The 17,252-nt window shown below is 67.4% G+C and carries 16 protein-coding genes; 12 read left to right on the top strand and 4 right to left on the bottom strand.

What is annotated here, in order from left to right:
- Positions 1–179: 179 nt before the first annotated feature.
- Entirely contained in the window at positions 180–1,559 is a 1,380-nt protein-coding gene (locus IEV99_RS09800; RefSeq protein WP_244643722.1) for an OmpP1/FadL family transporter, read from the bottom strand.
- Positions 1,560–2,001: 442 nt separating this feature from the next.
- Between IEV99_RS09800 and IEV99_RS09795 the strand changes: the two genes are divergently transcribed.
- Entirely contained in the window at positions 2,002–2,850 is an 849-nt protein-coding gene (locus IEV99_RS09795) for a fumarylacetoacetate hydrolase family protein (protein WP_188517453.1), read from the top strand.
- A gap of 62 nt (positions 2,851–2,912) precedes the next feature.
- Here the strand turns inward: IEV99_RS09795 and argC are convergent, their stop codons facing one another.
- Both argC and IEV99_RS09785 read right to left on the bottom strand, forming a co-directional pair.
- A complete protein-coding gene (argC, locus tag IEV99_RS09790) occupies positions 2,913–3,854 on the bottom strand; it encodes an N-acetyl-gamma-glutamyl-phosphate reductase (protein WP_188517452.1) in 942 nt (313 codons plus the stop codon).
- 314 nt (positions 3,855–4,168) lie between these two features.
- A complete protein-coding gene (locus IEV99_RS09785; protein ID WP_188517451.1) occupies positions 4,169–5,497 on the bottom strand; it encodes a dihydroorotase in 1,329 nt (442 codons plus the stop codon).
- A gap of 117 nt (positions 5,498–5,614) precedes the next feature.
- On the opposite strand from IEV99_RS09785, the gene ygfZ reads away from it, so the two are divergent.
- From ygfZ to IEV99_RS09740, 9 genes are all read left to right on the top strand, one after another.
- Positions 5,615–6,487 (top strand): CAF17-like 4Fe-4S cluster assembly/insertion protein YgfZ, encoded by an 873-nt coding sequence (gene ygfZ, locus IEV99_RS09780; RefSeq protein ID WP_188517450.1) that lies wholly within the window; start codon positions 5,615–5,617, stop codon positions 6,485–6,487.
- 57 nt (positions 6,488–6,544) lie between these two features.
- Entirely contained in the window at positions 6,545–7,153 is a 609-nt protein-coding gene (locus IEV99_RS09775; protein ID WP_188517449.1) for a DNA-3-methyladenine glycosylase I, read from the top strand.
- Between the two features lie 32 nt (positions 7,154–7,185).
- The gene (locus IEV99_RS09770) at positions 7,186–7,776 is read left to right on the top strand and encodes an HD domain-containing protein (protein WP_188517735.1); all 591 of its coding nucleotides are present in this window, start codon (positions 7,186–7,188) and stop codon (positions 7,774–7,776) included.
- 24 nt (positions 7,777–7,800) lie between these two features.
- A complete protein-coding gene (locus IEV99_RS09765; protein ID WP_188517448.1) occupies positions 7,801–8,313 on the top strand; it encodes a tyrosine phosphatase family protein in 513 nt (170 codons plus the stop codon).
- 3 nt (positions 8,314–8,316) lie between these two features.
- Positions 8,317–9,312, top strand: a complete 996-nt coding sequence (locus tag IEV99_RS09760; RefSeq protein WP_188517447.1) for an NUDIX hydrolase — start codon at positions 8,317–8,319, stop codon at positions 9,310–9,312.
- Between the two features lie 341 nt (positions 9,313–9,653).
- Positions 9,654–9,815, top strand: coding sequence for a hypothetical protein (locus IEV99_RS09755; protein WP_188517446.1), 162 nt, complete (start codon positions 9,654–9,656; stop codon positions 9,813–9,815).
- 75 nt (positions 9,816–9,890) lie between these two features.
- Positions 9,891–10,823 (top strand): pirin family protein, encoded by a 933-nt coding sequence (locus IEV99_RS09750; RefSeq protein WP_188517445.1) that lies wholly within the window; start codon positions 9,891–9,893, stop codon positions 10,821–10,823.
- A 56-nt stretch (positions 10,824–10,879) separates the two neighbouring features.
- The gene (locus tag IEV99_RS09745; RefSeq protein ID WP_188517444.1) at positions 10,880–12,760 is read left to right on the top strand and encodes an ABC-F family ATP-binding cassette domain-containing protein; all 1,881 of its coding nucleotides are present in this window, start codon (positions 10,880–10,882) and stop codon (positions 12,758–12,760) included.
- A gap of 371 nt (positions 12,761–13,131) precedes the next feature.
- Complete coding sequence (locus IEV99_RS09740; RefSeq protein ID WP_188517443.1) at positions 13,132–14,073, top strand: right-handed parallel beta-helix repeat-containing protein; 942 nt, start codon at positions 13,132–13,134, stop codon at positions 14,071–14,073.
- 24 nt (positions 14,074–14,097) lie between these two features.
- Here the strand turns inward: IEV99_RS09740 and IEV99_RS09735 are convergent, their stop codons facing one another.
- Positions 14,098–14,469: a flagellar biosynthesis repressor FlbT gene (locus tag IEV99_RS09735; protein ID WP_188517442.1), complete on the bottom strand. Its 372-nt coding sequence runs from the start codon at positions 14,467–14,469 to the stop codon at positions 14,098–14,100.
- A 639-nt stretch (positions 14,470–15,108) separates the two neighbouring features.
- Here IEV99_RS09735 and IEV99_RS09730 point away from each other — a divergent pair.
- On the top strand, positions 15,109–16,152 hold the full coding sequence (locus IEV99_RS09730; protein WP_188517441.1) for an ABC transporter substrate-binding protein: 1,044 nt from the start codon (positions 15,109–15,111) through the stop codon (positions 16,150–16,152).
- 44 nt (positions 16,153–16,196) lie between these two features.
- The gene (locus IEV99_RS09725; protein WP_188517440.1) at positions 16,197–17,246 is read left to right on the top strand and encodes an ABC transporter substrate-binding protein; all 1,050 of its coding nucleotides are present in this window, start codon (positions 16,197–16,199) and stop codon (positions 17,244–17,246) included.
- The last annotated feature ends 6 nt before the right edge of the window (positions 17,247–17,252 follow it).

Here is a 17,252-nt window from a genome sequence, read left to right as displayed (position 1 = left end):
GGGCCCGGCGCTTCACAACGAGTTGGCGCGTGCTGTTAGCACGACAAAGCGCGAGTCGAAAGTTGTTTGCAGCGCAGCATGAACATGGCTGGGCTGCACGGCGAACCGACGACGGTATGAGAGCCCGCAACGAAAAAGGCCGGCGCGAGGCCGGCCTTTCCCAGGAATTGACGCGCCGCTCAGTACTTGCGGACCACGGCCTTCTCGACCGGGATGGTCTGCGCGACGTCGTCCCAACGGTAGCGCAGGCCCACGGAGACGATGTCGACGTGCGCGCTGACCTTGCCGACCAGCGGGCCGCTCGCGGCCGAGTAGCTCGGGTTTCCGGGGACCATGGCGACGCGGGTGCTCTTGGGAAAGAGGTGCGCGTAGGACACGTCGAACGTAATCTTGTCGTTGAAGTTGTAGCTCGCGCCGATCGACGTCCAGATGCGGTCGTTATCGGGCAGCCGCAGCGTGCGGGTGCGATCCTCGATCGGCGAGATCTCGTAGCCGAGGCCGGCGCGAACGGTCCAGAGCGGGTTGATCTTGTACTCGCCGCCAACCGAGAAGAACCAGCCGTCCTTGTAGTCGAGCGTCAGGGCCGGAAGGCCGCGGTAAAGGCCGCCATTGGTCTGGTCCACCACGCGCGGATAGCCGACACGGCTCCAATTGGTCCACTCGGCGCCGACGGAGAGCGTCAGTCGCTCGTTGATCTGCTGGCGGACGCCAACCGTCAGCGTCTCGGGCAGCGTGATGTTGAGCTTCACCGGACGGGTCGGGAAAGTGGCGGCGGCGCCGGCCAGGGCCGGGTTCAGGATGAACGGGAACGGGATGTTCAGGCCGTTGAAGTCGCCGTCTAGCTTGGCGTTCACGGCGGAACGGAAGCCGATGCCAATGTCCGTGCCTTGCATTGGCGTGATGGTGGCGCCCAGCGTGTAGCCGACACCCCAGCCATCGCCCTCGAGACCGAAAGCCTGGTTAAGGGCAGGCGCGCCAGCCGGCGCGAAGTACGACTTGTACTTGGCCTTGAAGTACATCGCCTGGATGCCGGCGCCGACCGAAAGCCAGTCGTTCACCCGGTAGGCGACGTTCGGGTTGATGTCGAAGGAGGTCACCTTCGTGGAATAGCCGTAACCGCGCGCCGGGAAGGTGGCGTCAGGCTTGGTCGCAAGACCGTAAGGCGCGCCGGTGGACAGTCCGATCCACAGCCGGTCGTTGATCTGGTAGCTGCCGTAGCTCGACGGCAGGACCGCGTCTTCGCCGAGGTCGCCCGTGCTCGAGCCGAGATACGCCGGAGCCGAGCCCGCTCCCGCCCGGAACTTGGCGTAGGGCGAGATGCCGGCCAAGTTCCACTCGCTCTGCCAGCCCGGCATCTTCGTCATGGTGGCCGGGTTCCAGAACATGGAGCCGAGATTGGCCGAGCCCGCCGCGACGCCCGCGAAGGCCATGCCAAGGCCGACGGTGCTCTGCTCGCGGAGCGCAAAGGCTCCGGCCTGGGCCGAGCCCTGGGCCGCGATGGTGAGGATCATGCCCGACACGGCGGAGGTCAGGATGGTCTTCAACGCTGAATGGGACATGGTCCGCGTTTCCCCAAAAGGTCTTCTTGCTTCAACTCTGCGCCGGAATCGGTTTCGAAAGCGCTTCTTCGGCCATTGATGGCAATATTCGGAAATCAGGGCAATTGCGCCGCAATCTGCCCTGAGTGCGCATGCGATAGCCCGGGGATTACCCAAAACCCCTAAAAACAGCGCTGTTTCGCGCCATAAAACGCGAAACACACATAGTTCATATCGAAACAGTCACATTTCGGACCTTTTTGCGCCTTGCCGGATCGGCAACCACGTCCGCTTCCCCCATCGGCGTAGGCTGATTGGGCCAGGCCGTTGCAACCGGGCCACACTCGCGTTGGCTGGGACGCAGGTCCAATCATCCCCGGCTTGCCCTTCCGGAATGCGTCCGGCAAGGTCGCCGCGATGGCGTTCAGCCGACAATCAAAACGGTTCAAGTGAGGAAAGCCCGATGAAGCTCGTGAGATTTGGCCAGGCCGGCGCGGAGAAGCCCGGCATCGTGGACGCTGACGGCGTCATTCGCGACGTGTCCGGCCATGTCGCCGATTGGCGCGCCGGAACGCTGGACAGGCAGACCCTCGCGCGCATCGCCGCCGTGGACGCCAAGTCCCTCCCCGCCGCTCCATCCGGCGTGCGCATCGGCTCCTGCGTCTCCCGCCCTGGCAACTTCGTGGCGGTGGGCCTCAATTTCGCGGATCATGCGGCCGAGACCGGCGCGGCCATTCCGGAAGAGCCGATCCTCTTCAACAAGGCGCCGAACTGCGTGGTCGGCCCCAATGACGACGTGATGATCCCCAAGGGCTCCACCAAACTCGACTGGGAGGTCGAGCTTGCGATCGTGATCGGCGAGACGGCGCTCTATGTGTCGGAAGAAGACGCGATGAACTACGTTGCGGGCTTCTGTATCTGCAACGACGTGTCGGAGCGCGCCTTCCAGATCGAGCGCTCCGGTCAGTGGATGAAGGGCAAGGGATCGCCGACCTTTGGCCCGCTCGGCCCCTGGCTGGTGACGCCGGACGAGATCGCCGACATCCAGAACGTCGCGATGTGGCTCGAGATCGACGGCCAGAAAGTGCAGAACGGCTCGTCGAAGACCATGATCTTCGGCGTGAAGCACCTTGTGTCCTACATCTCGCAGTTCATGCAGCTCGACGCGGGCGACGTGATCACGACCGGCACCCCGCCGGGCGTTGGCCTCGGCATGAAGCCGCCGCGATTCCTGAAGGCCGGCGAGACCATGACGGTTGGCATCGAGGGACTTGGCGTGCAGAAGCAGAAGGTCGTGCCGTTCAGCGGCTGATCGCCCCCGCCTCCAAAAAGAAAGGCCGGGATCGATCCCGGCCTTTTTCGTTTCGCTCGCGCTCAGGCCAGCCCAAGCATCAGCTTCAGGTTCTGTACGGCCGCGCCGCTCGCCCCCTTGCCGAGATTGTCGAGCCGCGCCACCAGCACGGCCTGCCCGCGGGCGGCGTTGCCGTAGACGCGCAGCTCCATCAGATCCGTGTCGTTGAGCGCTTGCGGCTCCAGCTTGCCGCCGCTCACCGACGCATCTGCGGCCGGGACGACCCGTACGAGTTCGGACCCGGCATAGCGCTCCGCCAGGATGGCTTCGAGGTCCTGCGGCTTCGGCACGCCGTCCAGGGTGTCGAGATGCAGCGGGATGCTGACCAGCATGCCTTGCCGGAAATTTCCCACCGACGGCACAAAGATCGGCCGCCGGCTCAGCCCGCTGAACCGCTGCAGCTCGGCCAGGTGTTTATGTTCGAGCCCAAGGCCATAAAGCTCGAACGCCGGCGCCTTGCCGGCTTCGTAGGCCTCGATCATGGACTTGCCGCCGCCCGAATAGCCGCTCACGGCGTTTACAGTCACCGGGTAGTCGGCCGGCATCACGCCCGCGTCCACCAGCGGCCGGATCAGCGCGATGCCGCCCGTGGGATAGCAGCCAGGATTTGACACGCGCGCGGCGCCCCGGATCGCGTCGGCCTGTTCGGGGGCGAGCTCGGCGAAGCCGTAAACCCAGCCCTCGGCGACGCGGTGCGCCGTGGAGGCGTCCAGCACGCGCGGCGCCGCCGTCCCGAGCCCGGCCGCTAACGCGGCGGATTCCTTGGCGGCGTCATCCGGCAGGCAAAGCACCACGGCGTCCACCTGGGCCATCAGGTCCTGCCGTGCAGCCGGATCTTTGCGGCGACTCGGATCGATGCTGCGCACCTGCACGCCAGGCACGTCGGCCAAGCGCTCGCGGATACCAAGGCCCGTGGTGCCGGCCTCGCCGTCGATGAACACCGTTTTCGTGATCGTGGAAGCCATGTCGTTTCCCGTTTTCCAGCCCTGGTGGGCCAGCCCAACCGCCAAACAAAAAAGCCGCGCTCGATGGCGCGGCCGTGACGTCAGAAGCCGATACGGCTCATCGTCGCGCGCGCCGGAGTTCGGCCGCACGTCGCAGAACGGAAAGGATGAGAGCCTTCGACATGCGTTGTGAGATGCCGCAGGTCGCGGGTTCTGTCAATCTTGGCCGTCATGGCCGGGCTCGTCCCGGCCATCCACGCCGACGACCAGCGCGTGGATCCCCGGGTCAAGCCCGGGGATGACGGTGGAGAGACCGCAGAAACGATCCGCGCCCGTCACAGCGTCTCGACGAACCTCGCCGCCTCGCCCGTGCCCGAACCAACCAGCTCGCCTTCCCACATCACGCGGCGGCCGCGCACCACCGTGCCCACAGGCCAGCCGGTGACCGACTTGCCGTCATACGGCGTCCAGCGGCTCTTCGACGCGATCCAGGCGTTGGTGATCGTCTCGCGGCGCTTCAGGTCCACGATCGTCAGATCGGCGTCATAGCCCGCTGCGATGCGGCCCTTGTTGGCGAGCCCGAAGATGCGGCCCGGCCCCGCGCTGGTCAGGTCCACGAAGCGCTGAAGCGAGAGCCGGCCGTTCGCCACGTGGTCGAGCATGGTCGGCACCAGCGTCTGCACGCCCGTCATGCCGGAAGGCGAGGCCGGATAGGACTTGGCCTTTTCCTCCAGCGTATGCGGCGCATGGTCAGAGCCCAGCACGTCAACGACGCCCTGCTCCACGCCCCACCACAACCCGTCGCGCACGTCGGCGCCGCGCACGGGCGGGTTCATCTGCACCAGCGTGCCCAGGCGCGCATAGGCCTCGTCGCCGTCGATGGTAAGATGGTGGGGCGTCGCCTCCACGGTGGCGACGTCCTTGTGGCCGGCCAGGAAGCGCATCTCCTCGGCGGTCGAGATATGGAGCACGTGGATGCGCGCGCCCGTCTCATGCGCGATGCGCACGAGTCGCTCGGTGCAGCGCATCGCCACCTCGGGCGAGCGCCAGACGGGGTGCGAGCGCGGATCGCCCTCGACCCGCAGGTCCTTGCGGGCGCGCAGCATCTCCTCGTCCTCGGAATGGAAGGCGGCGCGGCGGCGCGTCGCCTTCAGCACGGCGGCGACGCCGGCGTCGTCCTCCACCAGCAACGAGCCGGTAGACGAGCCCATGAACACCTTGATGCCGGCCGCGCCCGGCAGGCGCTCCAACTCGGGAATGTCACGCACGTTCTCGTGCGTGCCGCCGACCCAGAAGGCGAAGTCGCAATGCATGCGGTGCGTGCCGCGGCGGATCTTGTCGGCCAGCGCCTCTGCGGTGGTGGTCTGCGGGTTGGTGTTCGGCATCTCGAACACGCACGTCACGCCACCCATCACGGCGGCGCGCGCACCGGTTTCGAGGTCCTCCTTGTGGTCGAGGCCCGGCTCGCGGAAATGCACCTGGCTGTCGATCACGCCTGGCAGCACGTGAAGGCCTGCGCAGTTGACGCGTTCGCCCGCCGAGGCGCGGGAGAGATCGCCGAGCTCGGTGATGCGGCCGTTTCGCACCCCGATATCCCGCACCCCCGCCCCGTCCTGGTTCACCACCGTGCCGCCCGAGTAGATGACATCGAATGACTGGGTCATGGTGGAGCTCCCGCCTGCCGCTTGATCGGCTCGCCGCATCGCATACGTAAGGGCGGCGATCGCCGCAACCATGACGTCGGGTTTTGGGGGCGCCACCGTCCCAATGAGGAGTCTCCCATGCCGTCGGCCCATCTCACAGATCGCGGCGTCGTCCGGGTCACCGGCGAGGACGCTCGCTCGTTCCTTGACGGGCTGGTGACCAGCGACATGGACAAGGTGCGGGTGGATGGCGCGCGCTACGCAGCGCTGCTCTCGCCGCAGGGCAAGATCCTGTTCGACTTCATCGTCGCGGAGGCGGACGGCGAACAGATGGGCGGCGGCTTCGTGCTCGACTGCCCGCGCGCGCTGGCGGCAGACCTCGCGAAGCGGCTCGGAATGTATAAGCTGCGCGCCAAGGTATCGGTCGAGAATTTGTCGGACACGCTGGCGGTGGTGGCCTATTGGGGCGGCGAGCGCGGGGGCGACGGCGCCGGGGTGCTCTATCCCGATCCGCGCCACCCGGCCTTGGGCGACCGACTCGTCACGGACGCGGCCCGCGCGGCCGACCTCTCCACCGCGACGGCCGACGACTGGCGCGCCCACCGGATCGCGCTCGGCGTTCCGCAGGGCGGGCAGGACTTCACCTATGCGGACGCGTTCCCGCACGAAGCAAACATGGACCAGCTCGGCGGCGTCGATTTCGACAAGGGCTGCTATGTCGGCCAGGAGGTGGTGTCGCGCATGCAGCATCGTGGCAATGCGCGCACCCGGATCGTGCCGGTGCGGTTCGAAGGCGGCTTTTCGGCCGACGAAGGCGCGGAGGTGGTGGCGGGCGACAAGGTCGCGGGGCGCATCGGCTCCACCGCGCCGGGCGGAATCGGGCTCGCGCTGGTGCGCCTCGACCGGATCGAGGACGCGCTCACGGCCGGGCAGCCCATCTCGGCCGGCGGCCTGCCGCTGCGACTGGCGAAGCCGGACTACGCGACGTTCAAGGTCCCGGGCGCCGACTGAGGCGGACGGGCTGAGAGCCCCCTGCCCTCAGGGCGAATCCTGCGCTAAGAACAGGGCATGAACGCCCACCTGATCGCCCATCCCGACGGAAAGACGCGCTGCTCCTGGCCGGGCGTCGACCCGCTTTACGTCGCCTACCACGACACCGACTGGGGCGTGCCGGAGTTCGACGACCGGGCGCTGTTCGAGAAGCTGATCCTCGACGGCTTCCAGGCCGGGCTGAGCTGGATCACGATCCTGCGCAAACGCGAGAACTTCCGCGCCGCCTTTGACGGGTTCCGGCCCGAGGTCATCGTCCATTACGGCCCGGAGAAGATCGAGGCGCTGATGGGCGACGGCGGCATCATCCGCAACCGCTCCAAGATCGTCTCCACGGTGCGCAGCGCGCGCAGCTATCTCGACATCATGGAGAAGGGCTCCTTCTCGCAGTTCCTGTGGAAGCACCTCGACGGTCGCCCGCAGCAGAACAGCCCGCGCGAGCGCGGCGACGTGCCGACCGAAACCGAGACGGCCCGGCGGATGTCCAAGGAGTTGAAGCAGGCAGGGTTCAACTTCGTCGGCCCCACCATCGTGTACGCCTTCATGCAGGCGGTCGGGATGGTCAACGACCATTATGTCGACTGCTTCCGCCACGAGGAAGTGCGGGTGCTGGGAGCGCGACTGTGAGCGGCAAGGCTGCGCCGCGGGCTTGGCAGCGCATGCTCTCGGGCCGGCGCCTCGACCTCCTGGACCCGTCGCCGCTCGACGTCGAGATCGAGGACATCGCGCATGGGCTCGCCCGGGTGGCGCGGTGGAACGGGCAGACGCACGGGCCGCACGTGTTCTCGGTGGCGCAGCATTCGCTGCTCGTGGAGGCGCTGGCCGGCGCGATCACGCCGGACCTCCCGGCCGAGGCGCGGGTCGTCGTGCTGCTGCACGACGCGCCCGAATACGTGATCGGCGACATCATCTCGCCCTTCAAGGCGGTGCTGGGCGACGGCTACAAAGGCATCGAGAACCGGCTGCTGGCCGCCATCCACCTGCGCTTTGGGCTGCCGGCCGCCACGCCGCATCCGCTCGCCGCGCTGGCGAAAACCGCCGACAAGGCTGCGGCCTACCTGGAGGCGACGCACCTCGCCGGCTTCGCCGACGCCGAGGCGGCGCGCTTCTTTGGCCGGCCCACCGTAATGTCGCCCGCCATCGCGGCGCTGCTGGAGCCCTGGACGGCCGGCGAGGCGCAGCAGCGCTTTCTGGACCGCTTCCGCGCGCTGGACGCCGCGCGAGATGGCGCCGACGCGCTGGCGCCGTAAGCTGCGCCAAACACTGGAACCCGCATGCCCGCCATTCACGTCACGCCGCTTTCCCGCCTGCACGAGACCGTAGAGGCCAGCGCCGCCCGGCATGTCGTGACGTTGATCAACGTTTCCACGCCGGTGCAGCGCCCGCCCTCGATCCTGCCGGAGCGGCACCTCTTTATTGGCGTAAGCGACATCGTCGATCCGCTGGACGGCCACATCCTCCCGGCGGACGCGCATGTGGAGCAGCTCCTCGCCTTCGCGCGGAACTGGGACCAGCAGGCCCCCATGGTGATCCACTGCTGGGCCGGCGTGAGCCGCTCCACGGCGGCGGCCTTCATCACCGTTTGCGCGCTGCGGCCGGAGCGGGACGAGGCCGAAACGGCCCGGCTGCTGCGCGCGCTGTCGCCCTCCGCGACCCCCAACCACAAGCTGGTCGGCATCGCGGACGACATTCTCGGCCGGCGCGGGCGCATGGCGGACGCGATCGCGGCCATCGGGCGCGGCGCGGACTGCTTCGAGAACACGCCCTTCCGCCTGCCGCTGGACTGAGCGATGGCGCGCCCGCACCCCGAAACCGCGATCGAGATCGGCCTTGCGGCCGCCGTGGTGGCGATGGACGGGCTGTCGCCGCAGTTGCTCGTGGCTGGCGCCGAGCGTGGCGAACTCGCCGGGTTGCCCTCCGGCAGCTTCGATCCGCTCACGCACCGCACTCTGGACATCGGCCTGCGCGCCTTCGTGACCGACCAGTCGGGCCTGCGGCTCGGCTATGTGGAGCAGCTTTACACCTTCGCGGACCGCGGCCGCATCGTGGAGCCCGAGATCGAGGCGCATGTGGTGTCGATCGGCTATCTGGCGCTGACGCGACTGGCTGAAGGCCGCCCGACATTGCCCAAGGGCGCCCGCTTCCGGCCCTGGTACGCGTTTTTTCCTTGGGAAGACTGGCGCGAGGGCCGGCCCTCCATCCTGGACCAGCAGGTGTTGCCCGCCCTGTTCGAGTGGGCGACGGACGCGGCGGGCGAGAAGGCCGAGGGCGCCGAGCGGCCCCTGTCGCGCATCGAGCGGCTGCGCTTCGCCTTCGCGGCGACGCCTGACGCGCCAAAGCCAGTCGCCTGGGATGAGGAGAAGGTGCTGGACCGCTACGAGCTTCTCTACGAGGCGGGACTGCTGGAGGAGGCCAAGCGCGACGGCCGGCCCGCCGCCATGGCGCGGGCGCGGCTGCCGAGCCTCGGCGAGCCGATGCGCTTCGACCACCGGCGCATTCTCGCCACCGCGATGGGGCGCCTGCGCGGCAAGCTCAAATATAGGCCCGTGGTGTTCGAGCTTCTGGCCCCGACCTTCACGCTCACGGCCCTGCAGAAGACCGTGGAGGCCATTTCGGGCCGCCACCTGCACACCCAGAACTTCCGGCGTGTGGTGGAGAACGCCGCGCTTGTCGAGCCCACGGGCGAGACGGCAACCACCGGGGGGCGTCCCGCGGCGTTGTTCCGGTTCCGGCGCGAGGTGGTGCAGGAGCGCCCCGCCCCAGGCCTCAAGGTCGGCGCGCGCTAGGCCCCTAGAACGGCAGCGCGGACGCGAAGCCCATCGAAAGCACGACAGCGACAACGAAGATCCAATCGGCCGCCTTGTCGATCATGGCAGTCCTCCCGGTTCGGCGCTTTCAGTCAAAGTATAACGCCGAACCGGGAGCGATCGGCCTCACGGCCGATCAGGATCGCGTGAGCGGTCAAATGGTGTGAGGCAGCTTTCGAGGCGCGGCAGAGGGCCGATAACGCGGCGCGCACCGCCGCACTCCCCTCCGCACAGGAACAACGCTGAAATTTGGCAGTTGAGTCCGGGATCAGCCGGCCCACGCCGGCGCCTGAGGAGCGCTCCAGCCGAGCGACAACGCCATGCAGCCTCTCGTCCCGCAGCCCACGCAGTCGGGCAATTTCGATCTCGCCCTTCCGCTCTTCGCCATGAAGGTGGCATTCGGCTTCACGCTGTTCAGCCTGGAGATCACGCAGGCGATCGTGCAGGCCGCCGCCGGCGACAAGAAGCCTGCGCGGGAATAGCGTCGCGGGGGGCCACTGGCGAGCGGGCGTCATCTGGGTAAGCTAGAGGAACGCCACACCCCCAGAGGCTCCCCCATGACTCAGTTCAACGTTCGGGTCGACGCGTCCGCAAGCGAAGCGGCCGACGCGCATGACAGCCCCAACCCGGCGATCGAGACGATCATTGTCCCGCGCTCGCGCGATCTCGGCGGCTTCTCGGTCCGCCGCGCCTTGCCCTCCGCGCAGCGGCAGATGGTCGGCCCCTTTATTTTCTGGGATCAGATGGGCCCGGCCGTGTTCAAGGCGGGCACCGGCATCGACGTCCGCCCCCACCCGCATATCGGCCTCGCGACCCTCACATACCTGTTCGAGGGGCAGATCCTCCACCGCGACAGCCTCGGCTCGATCCAGGCCATCGATCCCGGCGAGGTGAACTGGATGACGGCCGGCCGCGGCATCGTGCATTCCGAGCGCACGGCGCCGGAAGTGCGTCTGTCGGAAGCGCCGCTGTTCGGCATCCAGAGCTGGATCGCCTTGCCCGAAAAGCACGAGGAGACCGACCCCGGCTTCGCGCATCACCGCGCCGAGGCGCTGCCCACCATCGAGGCGGAAGGCAAGCGCGTGCGGCTGGTGGCCGGCTCCATGTACGGCATGACCGCGCCGACGCGGACCTATTCGGACATGGTCTACGCCGACGCGGCGCTCGCGCCCGGCGCCAAGCTGCCCATTCCGGCCGAGCATGTGGAGCGCGCGATCTACGTGGCGCAGGGCGTGATCGATATCGCGGGCGACCGGTTCGAGGCCGGCCGGCTGCTGGTGCTGCGCACCGGCGACGAACTCACCGTCACGGCCGAAACCGCCGCGCGGCTGCTCTTCTTTGGCGGCGAGCCGATGGACGGCCCGCGGCACCTGTGGTGGAACTTCGTGTCCCGGTCCAAGGACCGCATCGAGCAGGCCAAGGCCGACTGGCGCGCCGGCAAGTTCGACGGCGTTCCCGGCGAGACGGAGTTCATTCCCCTCCCGACCTGAACGCCGCCGCTAGCGGGACCCTTGCGCGGCAAGGCTGGCTTTGCGACAAGCCCGCCATGCTGCACATCAACGATGTCACCTTCCGGCTCGGCGCCCGCACGCTCTTCGACAAGGCCACGGTCGCCATCCCGACCGGCGCGCGCGTCGGCTTCGTCGGGCGCAACGGCACCGGCAAAACAACCCTGTTCCGGATCATCCGCGGCGAGGTCGGAACCGAAGGCGGATCGGTGACTATCGGGCGCGGGCTGAAGATCGGCTCTGTCGCGCAGGAGGCGCCGGGCGGTCCCGAGACGCTCTCCGAGGTGGTGCTCGCCGCCGACGTCGAGCGCACGGCGCTCCTGGCCGAAGCCGAAACCGCCACTGACCCGCACCGCATCGCCGAGATCCAGACGCGGCTCGTGGACATCGGCGCCCATTCGGCTCCGGCTCGCGCCGCCACCATCCTGTATGGCCTCGGGTTCGACGCCGAAGCGCAGGAGCGCCCCTGTTCGTCCTTCTCGGGCGGCTGGCGCATGCGCGTGGCGCTCGCGGCCGTGCTGTTCGCCGAGCCCGACCTGCTGCTGCTCGACGAGCCCACCAACTATCTCGACCTGGAGGGCACTCTGTGGCTGATGGACTACCTGGCGCGCTACCCCCACACGGTCCTGGTGATCAGCCATGATCGCGACCTCCTGAACCAGTCGGTCGACCAGATCCTCCACCTCGACCAGGCCAAGCTCACGCTTTATCGGGGCGGCTACGACCAGTTCGAGCGCCAGCGCCGCGAAAAGCAGGCGTTGCAGATGAAGCTGGTGAAAAAGCAGGAGGAGGAGCGCAAGCACCTCCAGGCCTTCGTGGACCGCTTCAAGGCCAAGGCCTCCAAGGCGCGCCAGGCGCAATCGCGCGTGAAGCGTCTGGAGAAGATGGAGCCCATCGCGGCGCTGATCGACACGGACGTGCTGCCGTTCAACTTTCCCTCGCCAGAGCGGCCCTTGTCGCCGCCCATCATCGCGATGGAGGGCGCGGCCGTGGGCTATGGCGAGAAGCCGGTGCTGTCGCGCCTGTCCGTCAGCATCGCGGAGGACGACCGCATCGGCCTGCTGGGCTCCAACGGCAACGGCAAGTCGACCTTCGCCAAGCTGGTGGGCGGCCGGCTGGACCCCATGTCGGGTGTCGTGCGGCGGTCGTCCAAGCTGAAGGTCGCGTATTTCGCCCAGCACCAGCTCGACGAGCTGAACCTTTCGGCGACGCCCTTCACGAGCGTGCTCGCACTGATGCCGGACGGAACCGAAGCCAAGGTGCGCGCCCGCTGCGCCCAGATGGGCTTTCCCGGCGCCAAGGCGGACACGCCCGTCGCCAACCTGTCGGGCGGCGAAAAGGCGCGCCTGCTGATGGGGCTGGCGACCTTCGGCGGCCCGCACCTGCTGATCCTGGACGAGCCCACCAACCACCTCGACATCGACAGCCGCGCCGCGCTCATGGAGGCGATCAACGACTATCAGGGCGCTGTGATCCTGATCTCGCATGACCGCTTCCTGCTGGAGGCCTGCGCCGACCGGCTCTGGATCGTCGGAGGCGGCACCGTGAAGCCGTTCGACGACGACCTCGACGCCTACCGCAAGCTCGTGCTGGAGGGCCCCGGAGGCGAACGCTCGGCCAAGCCGGGCGAGCCGGACAGGAGCTCGCAGGCGGACCAGAGGCGCGAGGCCGCCGGCCGGCGCGCTTCGCTGACGCCGCTGCGCAAGAAGATCGAGGCGGCGGAGCAGCGCATGGCGAAGCTCGCCGACCTCATCGCCCGTGTGGACTCAGTGCTGGGTGATTCCAGCGCCTTTCAGCGCGACGCCGCCAAGGCCTCGCAACTGTCGGCGCAGCGGGCCGAGCTGGAACGCAACCTGATGGCGGCCGAAGAGGAATGGCTGGCGCTGTCGTCCGAATATGAAGACGCCGTAGCGGGCTGAGGACCGACGAGGCAGTCCCAGCGAACGGACCGAATTTGGCGCCGTTTCCACAACACAGCCAAGCGATGAAAACTGATCTAATCTTTGAAGCTATCAAGAAAGACGAACAAAGATTTGAGGCAAAAACGCGCGTTTTGTTCGGTTAAAAGTGTTCAGGATATAACGTACTGTTGAAGCCGCAAGCCGTTGTGGTAGAACGCGACATTCGGTCATGCTGAGATGATTCGATGCTCGGTGAAGTTTCTACCAAACGTTTGGCGCTTATTGCGGCTCCGGTTTTGGCCGGCGTAGCAGGGTTGATCGTTGCGGCCTCGGACGCCGTGCCGGCGCCTGATGGAAGTGGATGTAGGCCGATCAGGCATACGCCCGCCGTGATCAGGTCGCCAGGCGCCTATTGCCTTGAGTCGGATCTGAATGCGGACGCCGACGCCATCGTGATCCGAAGCGATTACGTGTCGTTGGACCTCAAGGGCCATCGGCTAAACGGCCCCACGACGCCCGGGACGCAGACGTTTGGCATAAGGGTCAAGGACGCGTCCAACGTCGAGATCCGGAACGGCACTATCGCGGGCTTTGGAATTGGCGTCGCGATCACAGCGCCCAAGACGCAGCCGCAGAGGGGCTCGAACACGCTCGACAATGTCGCCATCGTGGGGAGCCGCTTGCGAGGCGCGAGCCTGGCCGGCGATCTGAACCGCGTCGAGAACTCGCAGTTCCGAGACATTGGCGGCGACAGCATCCCGGATGTGGTTCACACGCATGGCCTGTTCATCGCAGGCGCCGGGGCCCTTGTCCGCGGCAACACGTTCTCGGAGATCCGCGGATCGCAGGAAGCCCCGCATGCGGAAGGGATCGCGCTGGCTTTCTCGGGCGACCTCAACGGATCCGTGGCTGAGAACAACGTGTTCGAGAACACGCCGCTCGCCCAGTCCGTAGATGGGCCCAAGCACCGCTCTCCCAGCACCTACGCGATCTGGTTCGGCGGAAGCGGCGCCGGCACCGTAGTGGCCAAGGGCAACCGGATCAGCAATTTCGTAAACGGCGTCATCGCGGACGTGCACGCGACCGCGTTCATTTTTGACAACACGATGACAAACACGGTGGCGCCGTTCTCGACGCGCAAAAAGCTGCGGCTGCAACCGGGATCGGCGGGCGACCGGCCGATCGGCGCGGTTTCGACCTCCGGCAACAGGTGCGTGACCACGGACCCGATCGTGCTTTCATTATCCGGGAGGCAGCCCCTGCTGGCCTGCGAGACGCCGGACGACGTCAGCTTCGCGGCGTTGGAGACCGGGCTCGCGAATCAAAACTAGCGCTCTCAGCGAGCCCAGCCTTTCTCAGGCGCTCTTGCCTTCGAGATGAATGAGCGTCCGCGCGACCTTCAGCGCCTTGCTCATTTCCTGTGTCAGCACCAGATTGGTGAGCTGCGAGACGGGCTCCTGGGCGTGTGGCAGGCTGCTCAACAGCTTGCGGGACGCGGAAAAGAAGTCGCCCGCGGCGTCGTCCGAGCCGGACAAATACATCTCCTGGATCGCCACATAGAGATTTTCGGCCGGCGACTTCGCCGTCAGGGGATCCATGAACTCCTTCTCGCGAAGGATTGGCACATGGCCATCGATGGTGATGCGCGCGCGGTCGCCCTCGTTGCGGAGAACGGCGCGGCCCACATAGGCGACTTCATGATGCTTCAGTTCGAGCACGAAACTCACGGGGACCTCGCCTGCGTCAACGCGCATCCCGGTTTAACGCGCGACTTCTTAAAGGCGAATTTATTCAACTAATCTGCAGTTGTATGCGCGTTGAACTTGTATCGCGTGGTGAACGATATCTGACCGGACCATTTAGGCGGCGTGTTTTCGGCGGCGGTGGGATAACGATCGCAGCATTCGCTCCGCTCGGCGTTTGCGCGGCGCTCCACCAACCCACCCGGGCTCCCGCAGGCCAGAACGAGGCGGCGGCGACCGTACGCAGCCCGGTCGCAGTCGCCTCATGATGAGGCATTCCCTGCGCGCTAAATCATCTTGTGCGCCATGGGCGGTTGTGAAACGCTTTCAGTCGTGAGCCAAGCAACGCACTCCCGCATCCCCCGCCGAGCCGCCGGTCATTCCGGCCGCCGCGGCGGCGCGCGCGGTCGCAGCGCCGGGTGGCGCTCGCGGTCCTGCCGGCTCTTCGTCGCCCTGCTGGGCTCGCTCGAACGCGCCAGACCCTGACGCCCCCGCGGCGCTGATGCGCCGCCGCGGCGATCTCGCGCCGTCTGCCTGCGCCCGCGCGCCAGCCACCTTCCCTGCCCAGCATCGCCCATTCGTGGGCCGCCAGCGCTATCCGTTTCACTAGAAAGGACCGCCGCCATGTCGATGAGCCGTCGCGAAGCCTTGATCACAGCGTTGGGCGGCGTCGCCGCCGTTGCGTCGCCCTCCGTCCTGCGCGCGCAGACCGCCACCGAGCTGGTGATCATTTCCTATCCGGGCGTCCTGTCGCAGCCGCATCGCTGGCTCGCCGATCAGATGGAGGCGCGCCGCCCCGGGCTGAAGATCCGGCTCGTTCCCTCCGACAGCCAGGACGTCGTGGCGCAAATCAAGGCCGGGCAGGGCTTCTCGCCCTATGACGCGATGCCCAACGACGAGCCCCCGCACCTGATCGGCATCGGCGAGCAGTATCTCACCAGGCGCAATGACGCCGCGCTGCCGAACCTGGCGGGCGTCTACCCGTCGCTGCTCGACAAGAGCCAGGGCTACGGCGTGCCGGCGACCTATTCGCTGGTCGGGATCGCCTACAACACGTCCATGGTGAAAGCGCCGCCGACGAGCTGGGCGGACCTCTGGAAACCGGAGTTCAAGGGCAAGGTCGGCATCGCCCGGACGTCCTCGAATCTTGGCCTCGCCACACTGGCGATCGCAGCCAAAACCTTCGGCGGCTCGGAGGCCGATCTCGAGCCCGGCTGGGCCAAGCTGAAGGAGCTCGACGCCAAGGCGGCGCGCTCGCCCGCCAGCCTCACGCAGATGCTGGAGCGCGAGGAGATTGCGCTCGCTCCGCTATGGAACAACAACACCGCGGCGGCGGCCGGCAAGGGCCTGCCGATCGCATTTGTGAAGCCCAAGCCCGGCGCCATCGCGATCATCTCGTTCTTTTCCGGCATCGCCCGCACCCGCGCGCCGGAGTTGGTCGACGAGTGGATGAACGGGATCATCAGCCCCGAATACCAGGCCCGCGCGGCGGCCGCGCCATACTACTTCGGCCCCACCGTGAAGGGCGTCGCCGTGCCGGCCGACGCCGCCGCCTACACGCCCTCCACGCCCGAGGAGGTGCTGGCCCTGCAGACGATCGACTGGCCCAAGATCGTGCCCGTGCGCGGCCAGCTGGTCGAGCGCTTCGACCGCACCTTCGCGATGTGACCCGCCCGACGAAGCCCTTCGGAGACGCCGCCATGACATGCTTCATGAACAGCCCCATCGATCGCCGCGCCTTTCTGTCCACCGCAGTGGCGGCCGGCGCCGCCGCGACCTTGCCCACGCGCCTGCTGGCCCAGGAGGCCAAGGAGCTCGTGATCGTCAGCTTCGCGGGCCAATTGCAGGAGCCGCACCAGTGGCTCGCCAAGCGCATGGAGGAGAAGCACCCAGGGCTCAAGGTCCGTCTGGTGCCGAGCGAAAGCCAGGATGTGGTGGCGCAGATCAAGGCCGCGCAGGGCTACTCGCCCTACGACGCGCTGCCGAACGGCGAGCCGCCGCACCTGATCGGCATCCGGGACGGCTACATCGAAAAGGTCGACCCGGCCAAGATCCCGAACTACGCCAACCTGGTTCCCGACTTCGTGGCCAAGAGCCAAGGCTACGGCGTGCCGGCGAGCTACTCGCTGATCGGCATTGCGTACAACGAGAAGATGGTGAAGACCCCGCCCAAGGGCTGGGCGGACCTGTGGAACCCGGAATATCGCGGCAAGGTCGGCATTCCGCGCGCCTCCTCGAATCTCGGCCTCGGCGTGCTGGTGATCGCGGCCAAGACCTTTGGCGGGTCCGAGGACAATCTCGAGCCCGGCTGGGCGAAGCTGCAGGAGCTGAAGCCCATCGTGGGCCGCTCGCCCACGCAGCTGCTGCAGATGCTGGAGCGCGAGGAGATCGCGCTGGCGCCGATCTGGAACAACGACGCCGCCGGCGCGGCCGATAAGGGCTTGCCGATCAAGTTCATCAAGCCCACGCCCGGCCCGGTCGCAATCGTGTCATTCATGTCGGCGGTCGCGAAGACCCGCCACCCGGATCTGGTCGCCGAGTGGATGAACCTGCTGCTCTCGGTCGAGTACCAGACGCGGGCCGCGAACGCGCCCTACTTCTTCGGCCCGACCGTGAAGGACGTGCCCATTCCGGAGGCCGCGAAGCCCTACACGCCCGCGACGCCGGCCGAGGTGCTGGCGCTGCAATCGGTGGACTGGGCCAAGATCGCGCCCGTGCGGGGCAAGCTGGTCGAACAGTTCGATCGGCTCTTCGCCAGCTGAGGACCC

The organism is Alsobacter metallidurans, assembly GCF_014636935.1.
Taxonomy (GTDB): domain Bacteria; phylum Pseudomonadota; class Alphaproteobacteria; order Rhizobiales; family Beijerinckiaceae; genus Alsobacter; species Alsobacter metallidurans.
The sequence above is the reverse complement of the archived record's forward strand: the minus strand, read 5'-3'. Positions and strand labels throughout refer to the sequence as shown.

Bases quoted from the DNA above. Each gene is read 5' to 3' on its own strand.
- IEV99_RS09725 (WP_188517440.1), top strand. From the start codon at position 16,197: ATGAACAGCCCCATCGATCGCCGCGCCTTTCTGTCCACCGCAGTGGCG.
- argC (WP_188517452.1), bottom strand. From the start codon at position 3,854: ATGGCTTCCACGATCACGAAAACGGTGTTCATCGACGGCGAGGCCGGC.
- IEV99_RS09730 (WP_188517441.1), top strand. From the start codon at position 15,109: ATGTCGATGAGCCGTCGCGAAGCCTTGATCACAGCGTTGGGCGGCGTC.
- IEV99_RS09775 (WP_188517449.1), top strand. From the start codon at position 6,545: ATGAACGCCCACCTGATCGCCCATCCCGACGGAAAGACGCGCTGCTCC.
- IEV99_RS09770 (WP_188517735.1), top strand. From the start codon at position 7,186: ATGCTCTCGGGCCGGCGCCTCGACCTCCTGGACCCGTCGCCGCTCGAC.
- IEV99_RS09760 (WP_188517447.1), top strand. From the start codon at position 8,317: ATGGCGCGCCCGCACCCCGAAACCGCGATCGAGATCGGCCTTGCGGCC.
- ygfZ (WP_188517450.1), top strand. From the start codon at position 5,615: ATGCCGTCGGCCCATCTCACAGATCGCGGCGTCGTCCGGGTCACCGGC.
- IEV99_RS09800 (WP_244643722.1), bottom strand. From the start codon at position 1,559: ATGTCCCATTCAGCGTTGAAGACCATCCTGACCTCCGCCGTGTCGGGC.
- IEV99_RS09745 (WP_188517444.1), top strand. From the start codon at position 10,880: ATGCTGCACATCAACGATGTCACCTTCCGGCTCGGCGCCCGCACGCTC.
- IEV99_RS09755 (WP_188517446.1), top strand. From the start codon at position 9,654: ATGCAGCCTCTCGTCCCGCAGCCCACGCAGTCGGGCAATTTCGATCTC.
- IEV99_RS09765 (WP_188517448.1), top strand. From the start codon at position 7,801: ATGCCCGCCATTCACGTCACGCCGCTTTCCCGCCTGCACGAGACCGTA.
- IEV99_RS09795 (WP_188517453.1), top strand. From the start codon at position 2,002: ATGAAGCTCGTGAGATTTGGCCAGGCCGGCGCGGAGAAGCCCGGCATC.
- IEV99_RS09785 (WP_188517451.1), bottom strand. From the start codon at position 5,497: ATGACCCAGTCATTCGATGTCATCTACTCGGGCGGCACGGTGGTGAAC.
- IEV99_RS09750 (WP_188517445.1), top strand. From the start codon at position 9,891: ATGACTCAGTTCAACGTTCGGGTCGACGCGTCCGCAAGCGAAGCGGCC.